Genomic DNA, 3981 nt, shown 5'->3' on the forward strand with positions numbered 1-3981 from the left:
CGCCGAGCGCGCTCGGCATGTCGATCGTGATGTCCTGGCGCGTTGCCGCCACGTGCGCCGCTGCCAGAGAGGCGGCCAGTGCCTGGTTCGAGAGTGTGCACAGACTGCCGGATCCGCCCGCCTTCTCGAACGCGGCCGCGATCGTGTTCGCCCACTTGACCTCTTCGCCGTTCGCCTGGATGAACTGCGCGAACGCGGTCAGCACGCCACTCGCGTCGAGGCTGCCCCAGCCGCACGACCCGGTGAACGCGGTGTACGCCTTCTGCACGGCGGTGTGGTCGGTCGTCAGCGCCTTGTCGCCACCGGCGGACTTGGTGGCGAACGTCGTCAGGTTGTTCGGGATGGCCGAGGATGTCCCGGAGGATGCGCCGCCGCCGGAACCCGGCTCCGGCGTCTGTCGCGGGCTGGTCGGCGGCTTCGGCGCGGTGTGGCGAACCTGCTGCGCGGGCGGCGGCACGGGCGGCTCGTCGCCGCCCCAGAGGTGGGAGATCCCGTCGCCGATCTGCTCGAGCGTGCTGCGGTGCTTCTGCTTCTCTTCCCAGGCCCGCGCCTTCAGCCGGCGATTCTGCTCGTCGTCGGCCGACTTCTTCAGCTCGCCGGCGTATGTCGCCACCGTGCGCAGGGCAGAGGCGAGCTCGGAGGCATCCTTCACCTGCGTCGCGCCGTTGGAGGCGAACAGGGTCGAGAAGTAGCCCTTGAACTGGTCCTCACCCGTCGCGCGCCACGACTTGCGCGATGCGGTCTGCCCGTCGATCGTGCTTGCCGCGTTGTTGCAGGCCGTGATCAGCGCATCCGCGTCTTGATCGGAGAACTTGACGTTCTCCTTGTACGCTCCCAGGTCACCCATCGTCGTCTTCCTCCCCCGACTACCGCACTCGCCCATGAGAAACGGGCACGGTCGTGTTCACGACCGGCCCGCTCCACTCGGCCGGATCACCGGCCGAACAACCCGTCACCGGGTCAGTTGCCGCCTCCGGCGGTGAAGATGTTCGTCGAGATCGTCTTCAGTTCGCGGTGAAGCTCGTCGAGCTTCTGGATCGCGTTCTTCAGAGCGGTGTTGGTGCTCGGCCAGGTGTCGTTGCGGAACGTCTCGGCCAGCGGGCCGTCCCAGTTGTTCGGCTCGGACAGGATCTTCCCCTGCGCGTCCAGAGCACTGATCTGATCGGTCAGACCACCGTTGATGATCGACTGAATCTGCGAAATCGCCGCCTTCGCGGCCTCCGTCGACAAAACACGAGAAGACATGGATATCCCCTAATTCCTTTTCACCTGCCACCGGATTTCTTCCTCCGGCGGCCTCGCTGAACCGATGCTAACGGCACCCTCAGTCGCAGGGACATGGGGACAACTCCCCATGCATCAGGGCAGCGGCAGCTGAACCCGCTCGAACGCGCCCCTCGCCACGTACACGCCTCGGCCAGGGGGGAACTCGCTGCGTGCGGCACGCGGCAGCGGGGTGTTCAGGATGATGTCGCCGTCGGTGCTCTCCGGCTGCAGCAGGAGGCCGCGCCTGCTCGACTTCGCCTCGCCGATCATCCCCCAGCCGGATGCCCAACCGCTTTGGTCACCGTCGGCGAGCAAGAAGTGGTCGCTGCGGTTCACCGCTTTGATGAGGTCGGTCAGCGCGGAGTCGGCCGCGGACTGCGAGAAGTCGCCGATGGACTCGATCAGCACGGCGATGCGCGTTCCGCCCTCCTCGCGCACCGCGGCGCTCAGCTTGCTCGCGAGGGTGTCGGCGGCCTCCGCCGTCGTGGCGCTCTCCACCCAGATCGGCTCGCGCGAGGCGACCGACCGAGCGTTGCCGATGTAGTACAGGCGGGTCGACGGGTCGAAGCGCTGCAGGGAACGGGCTATCGCGATGAACGCCGTCGTTCGCCCGCTCGCCGGCGGCCCGGACAGCACCATCGAGCCGACCGGATCGAAACCGATCGGCACCAGATCGGTCTCGCCGATGCCGAGAACGGGGAACTCGCCGATCCGGTCGGGAAGCGACGACTGCGGATACTCGACGGGCAGCGAGCCGACCTCGGGAGCCTGCTTCACCCCGGCGCGCTGCATCGCCTCGGCGAGCTTGGCCACGTTCGCGGACTGCTCGGAAACCACCGACGATCCGCCGAGCACCGCGATCTGGGTCTCCAGTCCGTCCACGAGCGCCCGGCCGGGCGGCGACGTGGAGGAGAGCACGTCGGAGGGCTGGTCGAGCATGCGGTAGCCGTCCTCGTCGGCGAGGCGGAGCACGACGTTGCGCTGCACGCTGGCCGACACCGAGCTGGGCACCGCGCCGCCTCGATCAGCGGTGAAGGCGACGTGGATGCCGAGCTGGCGGCCATCCGTGAGGATGTCGCGGAAGATGTCGTACAGCTGCGCCCGGTTGCCCACGGCCTCGAAGTCCTCCCGGAAGCTGGGGAACCCGTCGATCAGGAGCAGGATGCGGGGCTCCTGCGGTCGTGCCTCGAGAGCCCGGTACTCCGTGATGTTGGATGCGTTCGCGTTCGCGTACCGGACGGAACGGTCATCCAGTTCCTTGCGGAGCATGCGGAACAGCCGCGCCACCCGTTCGATGTCGTCGCCCTTGACGACGGCGCCGACGTGCGGGAGCTGCTGCAGCATGCGGAGCGCCCCGGCTCCGAAGTCCAGCGCGTAGACGTGCACCGGACCGCCGCGCGGGGTGATGGCGGCGGAGCATCCGAGCGTGCGGAGCACCGTCGACTTGCCGGAGCCGCCGGTTCCGTAGACGGCGAGGTTGCCGTCGACGTCGGGCTGGAAGTAGATGGGCACCTGCTCCTGCAGGTCGGGCACGTCGGCGACGCCGAGCAGCAGCTCGGAGTCGGTGCGCTGTCGCAGCAAGCTCAGGTCGTACGCGGGCGCCAGCTCGTCGAGCCACGGGCGCCGGGGGGAAGGGATGCCTGCGACCCGTTGCGCGTCGATCATGGAGGCGACGAGGCGCTGCTGGTCCGTCGGGCCGGGATCGCGCCTCAGGTCGGCGTCCGGGTCGGGGGCGGTGGGGTCCTCCCAGCGCACCTCGCCACCGAATCGAAGCTCCGCGACGTCGATGCCCGCGCGTTCCGGCTCCCTGCTGGTCCAGCCGCCGGCATACCCCGATTGGAAGAGCGTCAGCCTGCCAGGGCCGGTCTTCGCCACTCCCCTGCCGGGGATGCCAGGGTCGAAGTGGGCGGCATCCTTCGTTCCCACCACGTCGGTCGAATCGGGCTCGTCGGCCATGCGCAGCGCCACCCGGAGGTTGGTGTTCGCGCGCAGGTTGTCGCGGATCACTCCCGCCGGGCGCTGGGTGGCCATGATGAGGTGGATGCCCAGGGAACGGCCGCGCTGGGCGATGTCGACGACGCCGTCGACGAACTCCGGCACCTCGCCGACCAGGGCAGCGAACTCGTCGATGACGAGCACCAGTGCGGGCGGGCTGTCGGGGTCGCCGCGTCGCTCGAGCTCGAGCAGATCCTTCGCCTTCTTGCGATTGAGCAGGTGCTCACGGTGCCGCAGCTCGGCCCGCAGGCTAGTAAGGGCGCGGCGCACCAGGTGCGGGCTGAGGTCGGTGACGAGGCCGACGCAGTGCGGCAGGTGCACGCAGTCCGCGAACGCTGACCCGCCCTTGTAGTCGACGAACAGGAAGGTGACGCGGTCGGGGCTGTACTCGGCCGCCATGCCGAGCACCCAGGCCTGCAGGAACTCGGACTTGCCGGCGCCGGTGGTGCCGCCGACGAGCGCGTGCGGACCCTGTGTGCGCAGGTCGAGGTGCATGGCGTCGATGCCCGCCGAGCCGACGCTGGCGCGCAGCGTTCCGGTGCGGCGAGGAACAGGAGCCGCGCCGCTGCGGTCGTGAACGGAGTTGTTCTGGCGCCAGCGGTCGACCACAGCGTCGCTCGTCTCGACGAGATCGTGGCCCAGCAAGGTGACGAGCGAGATGGATCGCGGCAGGTCGCTGGAGTCGGCCGTCACGGCGCCCGCGTCGATCACCGCCGCCAT

2 protein-coding genes and 1 pseudogene are annotated in these 3981 nt (G+C 69.1%); all 3 read right to left on the minus strand.

From position 1 onward, the window contains the following. Nucleotides 1–847: pseudogene (locus tag ACTHNC_RS16540) on the minus strand (DUF6531 domain-containing protein); the annotation flags it as partial. A gap of 113 nt (nucleotides 848–960) precedes the next feature. Continuing rightward, nucleotides 961–1245 carry a pyrophosphorylase gene (locus ACTHNC_RS16545; RefSeq protein ID WP_440295721.1) on the minus strand — a complete coding sequence of 95 codons (285 nt, stop codon included), beginning with the start codon at nucleotides 1243–1245 and terminating at the stop codon, nucleotides 961–963. Nucleotides 1246–1359: 114 nt separating this feature from the next. Further along, a partial coding sequence (locus ACTHNC_RS16550; RefSeq protein WP_440295722.1) for an FtsK/SpoIIIE domain-containing protein occupies nucleotides 1360–3981 on the minus strand: 2622 nt, incomplete at its 5' end.

Origin of the sequence: Humibacter sp. (assembly GCF_051954055.1) — a bacterium.
Lineage (GTDB): Bacteria > Actinomycetota > Actinomycetes > Actinomycetales > Microbacteriaceae > Humibacter.

Excerpts from the sequence above, each read along its gene's own strand:
- ACTHNC_RS16545 (WP_440295721.1), bottom strand. The coding sequence starts at position 1,245 with ATGTCTTCTCGTGTTTTGTCGACGGAGGCCGCGAAGGCGGCGATTTCG.